A 5,542-nucleotide genomic window follows, 5' to 3' on the forward strand; every position below is an offset into this window, starting at 1 on the left:
CAATGGTGCCCGCGTGTACCGGCCCCACTGGAATCTGGTGGACATCCACGCTATCAATCAATTGAAAAGGATAATCGGCATCGCCATCCACGCCGAATGATGCCGCATCCAGATAGCCCCTCTGCAGTGGAAAAACCTCCGCTGGCCAGCACTGATGGCGGAGCCATGGCCGGGTATCCGCATTCCCCGTCGCCATGATTCCCGTAAGATCGTACAGGGCCCGCTCCATCCGTGAGGCAGCGGGAAAAATGTCGGCCAGCGAGGGAAATTGTCCCTCGCCGGATTGCACCGTCAGAGTGATCCACACATATCCGGTTGAACCAAGGCCCAGCGCATGTATGTAAAAGAATGCATTCTCATGGCCCGCCTCACCCCACAATCCCAGCAAACGCCCGCCCTGATCGCGCAGCGCCAGCGCAGCGCTTGTCCAGGATGCAGCCTGCACCATGACCCGCCAGACGGGTGGCGCAGTCAGAATTTGTTGCCACTGGCCCATAGATGATAAAGCTTCAGAGTCAGGTGCAGTCATTGGACAATTCCTGCAACGTCATGCAGCCATAGCTCTATTTGCCCGGGGATCGCCACCCCCAGAATCACCACCAGGGATATTTGAAAAAAAACCGGCAAAAGCCCGCCTACCCCGCTTTGCCGGTTGGGGAGGGAATTGGCGGGGGCCAGGAGCATGGCCTGCAGGCGCGGGTATATTGCCGCAAATACGGTACCCAGGCCGACGAGCAGAAAAGGCACGCTTTGCCAGGATTGTTGTACCGCACTGGCAAGAATCAGAATTTCACTAAAAAACAGAGAACCCGGAGGCATACCCAGAATCGCCAGCACCGACAGGAGCACACTCCAGCCCAGGACGGGCCGGGAATGCAGCAAGCCGTTCAGTGCGGAAATGTCCTGAGTGCCGGCTTCCTGGCTGGCCTGCCCGGTAGCGAAAAACACCGAGGATTTTGCCAGACTATGTCCCAGCATGTGGAGCATACCCGCAAATATTGCCAGCGGACCGCCCAATCCAAAAGCAAAAGTGATCAGTGCCATGTGCTCCATGGAAGAGTAGGCAAAAAGACGTTTGACGTCCTGTTGCCGAAACATGGAAAAGGCAGCAAGTAACAGGGTCAGAAGACCGAAGCCCATCAGCAGATGCCCAGTGAAAGGCCCGGCCACAGGGCCGTACAGGAGACTTTTAAAACGCAGGATGGCATACAGCGCCACATTCAGCAGCAAAGCGGACAAGGCGGCGGATGCAGAACTGGGTCCTGCCGCATGGGCATCGGGTAACCAACTGTGCAGGGGGGCCAGACCAACCTTGGTTCCAAAGCCCACGAGCACAAAAATAAAGGCAATGGTCAGCACCCCGGAATTGAGCGCGGCAGAATGGGCATGCAGTTGTGACCAAAGTAAGGCATCACTGCCTGCACCCAGCGCGGGTTCCGCCGCAAAATACAGTAACACCGTTCCCAACAGCGCCATGGCGAGTCCGACGCCACAGAGAATGAAGTATTTCCATGCGGCCTCCAGACCTTGCGGCTTACGCATCAGACTGACCAGCAGCACACTGGACAGGGTCGCCCCTTCCAGAGCCACCCAGAGAATCCCCATGTTGTTGGTGAGCACAGCGAGCAACATGGTAAATAGAAAAAGCTGGAACATACTGTGGTACAGCTTTTGTTGCCCTGCGGACAAGCCATGATGCTGTACTTCTTTCAGAAAGTAGCTGTGTGAAAACCAGGCAATGGAAAAGCCGACCGTACTGTTGACCAGTGCCAGTAACAGGGAAAAGGCGTCCACCCGGAATTCATCGCCGCCTGCCCGGATGATGCCCTGGGTAGCCACCTGCACGGACATAACCACACAGGCGATCAACACCAGAAAATTAAGCAGCAGAAACAGTCTGGCTCCGCGTCGCCCGCTGCCCAAAAACGCCAGTAAGGGAACTCCGGCACCAGCCAGAACCAGCACCCAGAAGATGATCATTTATCCTCCCGGATATGTTCCAGATAATGCAGATCGAGACTGTCGAAAGTGTCGCGGATCTGAAAGAAAAAGACGCCAATCACCACCAACCCGATCAGGGTATCCAGGGCAATACCCAATTCGACGATCAGCGGCATCCCCAGTGTTGCACTGGTGGCGGCGAAAAACAGGGCGTTATCCATGGCCAGAAAGCCCACGATCTGGGAGATTGCCTTGCGGCGGGTAATCATCATCAGGAACGACAGCAAAAATGCGGCCAGGGCAATCCCCAGCATGCCATGCGTCGCGGCAGGCAAATATCCATCCAGAGGGGCAGCAATGGAAAATGCAAATACCACCAGCAAAATACCCAGCAGTTGCGTACTAGGGACATTGAGCGTCATCTCGACATCACCGCGCACCTGCAGACGGCGCAACAGGTAATGCAACACATAGGGCATGAGAATCCCCTTGATGGACAAGGTCAACACTGCCGAAACCCAGAGGACGGGATCACCCGTCAACTGCCCGACGAGGGCCGTACCCACCGCCAGGGTGACCCCCTGCCAGGCAAGCAGGCGAATAAGACTCAGCAGCCGTCTTTGCGCAAGCAGGGCGAAACTGAGTACCAACATCCAGGCCGCGAGAATTCTCAACACGGGGCTGATAATCGCGCTATGGGCAAGAATGGAATGCATGATCATGACCCCAGCATGAAGTGACTCAATAGCCCGATGACCCCGAAAAGAAAGCCGGTGATGGCGAACTCAGGGACCCGAAAAAGCCGTTTTTTTGCCAGTAAGGTTTCAATCAGCGCCAGAACCACAACCGCAAAAAAAAGTTTGACGAGAACCAGTCCTGCAGCAATGACCAGGCTTGTCAGCGACGGTTTTGCAGCAATTCCCCAGGGCAGGAACAGGGCGAAACCAATGGTCATATATAAAAACAGCTTGAGTTGTGCCGCCCATTCGAGCAGTGCCAGGTGCCGCCCTGAATACTCCAGCACCATCGCTTCGTGAATCATGGTCAGTTCGAGGTGCGTTGCCGGATTGTCCACCGGAATTCTGGCGTTTTCTACGAGCAGAACAAAGCCAAATGCGATGGCGGCAAAAACCATGCTGGGATGAATGGAAAATAACTGTATTTGACTCAGATGAACAATCTGCACAAGCGATGTGGATCGGGCCAATAAAGAGGCGGTAAACAGTGCCGCCAGTAAGGCCGGTTCTGCCAATGCGGAAATCAGCATTTCACGATGCGCCCCATAACTGCCAAAAGCTGTTCCCGTATCCATGGCCGCCAGCACCTGAAAAATGCGCGCCACGGCCAGCAGACCCACCAGCGCAATGACATCGGCGGCACTGGCCAGAGGCAAGCCATTGGCAATGATGGGCACGATGGCCACCGCCATGATCTTGGCTCCGAACATGACATAGGGTGAAAACTGAAACAGCCAGGAAGATTGTTCAGGGATCAGGGTTTCCTTATGAAACAGTCGAAAAAGATCACGATAGGGCTGGAGAATCCCTGCAGAACGCCGATTTTGCAAAAGTGCCCGGACCGTCTGCAGCCAACCCGCCAGAAGTGGAGCCGCCGCGACGACAAAAAGGATCTGGAAGCATTGATCCCGCCAGCCGATCAGACTAGTCATTGAAGCCTCGCCCTCTTGTATTCACCGAAAAAACACCAGAAGGACAATCAGGGTCAGAAAAGAATACAGCAGATAAGAGGTGATGCGACCATGCTGTAATCTGCTGATCCCTTCGGCAATCCACAGGGTGACACGACCCCAGGGCAGGTAAAAACCTTTCCAGAAAGGATCAGGAATTTGCACCGGGAGGGTGTTTCTCCCGCCCTGGCGGTTTCTGAGCGTGCTTAAGGAAACGCCAAAAATTCTGAGCAGAGGCTGGCTGAAACCGGTCGGACTGTCTTGTGTTTGGGCACTATAATCTGCTGCAAAACCACAGGACCATACGGGGGCACGGCGCAGGGAGCGACCGAAACGCCACCAAACCAGTACAAAAACGACCGCAATGGACAGTGCGATTCCCAAAAGAAAAACGCCGGGGAGATAACTGGCCCGCTGCGCCGAAATCGGCGTGAGCGCCAGCGCGCTTTGGTGGGCTATCTGGCTGCCATGTAACAACAGAGCCGTTATGTGCGACAAACTGTCTACTACGCGGCCCGGAAACACACCGAGCAGGACGCAGAACAGGGCCAAAAAGGCCATGCTGGCGCGCTCCCAGATTCCGGCCTCCTGTTTGGCGACCGCACTACGCGCCCGCCCCAGAAAAGCGATCCCGTAAAATTTGACGATGGCAAAAGCCGCCACAGCAGTAACCAGCACCACGCCTGCGGCGGCCAGGGGAAGAATGGCCCGCAGCATTCCTGATGGCAAGCTGGGGGCCAATAGGAAGGCCTGAAGTAACAGCCATTCCGAAGCAAAACCATTCAACGGCGGCAATCCGGCAAGGGCAAAAATGCCAATGAGCACCAGAAAAGCCGTCTGCGGCATGGAACGAATCAGGCCACCCAAATGGGACATTTCCAGGGTGCCTGTAGCGTGCAGAACGCTGCCGCTTCCCAGAAAAAGCAAGCTCTTGAAAAAAGCGTGATTCAGCACTTGAAATAAACCCGCTACCAACGCAAGAGCGGCCAGGGACCATAGTGCCTGCTCCGCAAAAATTCGGGAAAGACCGAGAGCGATCAGGATGAGTCCCATATTTTCCATGGAGGAATAAGCCAGCAGCCGCTTCATGTCGGTTTGCAATGCCGAATACAAAACGGCAAAAAGTGCAGAGCTTAAACCCAGTCCCAGCCAAAGCGGACCCCACCACCCCGCGCCCGCCGGAAGAATTTGCCAGTCAATCCGCAGCAGGCCATAGACCGCAACGGGCAACATGGCCCCACTCATCAGTGCCGAAACCGGCGATGGCGCCGCCGGATGCGCCTCTGGAAGCCAGGCATGAAGTGGCAGAAGCCCCAGTTTTGCACCAAAGCCCAGCAAGGTGAGGCCAAAAACCGCATTGGCGACCACAGGAGAATAGGGCGATTGTGCCATGCGCTGAAAATTCCCATTGCTGATCAGATCACCATGACTCAGCAAGGCAAAAGCGACAAAAAGGGCCAGGGCACCGAGATGCGCGATCAGTAAATACAGATATGCGGCTTGCTGCCGACGCTGGTCCTGGCCTTCGACCAGGATAAGAAATGTTGAACTCAGGGCCATCAGTTCCCAGGCCACAAGGAATGTGTAGGCATTGGCTGCCAGCAATACCCAAACCATGGCCGTCACAAAAACCGGATAAGGCAATAGCACCTGTTTCAGCTTGCTCTGGCTGCCATGATAGAAATAGCCGATAGCATGCAAGGACGCTGCAAAACCTACGGATCCCAGCACCAACAGAAAAAAACCGGAGAGCGGGTCGAGGGTAAATTGCCAGGCAAGATCGGTGAGTGGCCCCGGGATACTTGCATGGAGCGCAGGGCTTGCCAGCGCATGTATGCCGACCACGATGAGTAGCAGGCAAAATGCAACGGTCAGCAGAAAACCCAGGGAACGTTTCCAGCGGATTGGCAATGC

At 55.4% G+C, this 5,542-nt stretch carries 5 protein-coding genes; all 5 read right to left on the bottom strand.

Annotation, left to right across the window (positions count from 1 at the left end; genetic code table 11):
- Positions 1–529: NADH-quinone oxidoreductase subunit C (locus AC2VLY_RS02600; RefSeq protein ID WP_486921718.1), on the bottom strand; the 529-nt coding region annotated here is incomplete at its 3' end.
- Entirely contained in the window at positions 526–1,980 is a 1,455-nt protein-coding gene (locus AC2VLY_RS02605; RefSeq protein WP_215888203.1) for a hydrogenase 4 subunit F, read from the bottom strand. The genes AC2VLY_RS02605 and AC2VLY_RS02600, both read right to left, overlap by 4 nt.
- Positions 1,977–2,657 carry a formate hydrogenlyase gene (locus AC2VLY_RS02610; RefSeq protein ID WP_142087602.1) on the bottom strand — a complete coding sequence of 227 codons (681 nt, stop codon included), beginning with the start codon at positions 2,655–2,657 and terminating at the stop codon, positions 1,977–1,979. Before AC2VLY_RS02610 ends, AC2VLY_RS02605 begins: the two co-directional genes overlap by 4 nt.
- A 2-nt stretch (positions 2,658–2,659) precedes the next feature.
- Positions 2,660–3,610 (bottom strand): respiratory chain complex I subunit 1 family protein, encoded by a 951-nt coding sequence (locus tag AC2VLY_RS02615; protein ID WP_193651304.1) that lies wholly within the window; start codon positions 3,608–3,610, stop codon positions 2,660–2,662.
- A gap of 21 nt (positions 3,611–3,631) precedes the next feature.
- Positions 3,632–5,542, bottom strand: a 1,911-nt coding sequence (gene hyfB / locus AC2VLY_RS02620; protein ID WP_486921719.1) for a hydrogenase 4 subunit B, incomplete at its 5' end; no start/stop codon positions are given.

It is taken from the genome of Acidithiobacillus sp. TH-A36 (assembly GCF_057473445.1).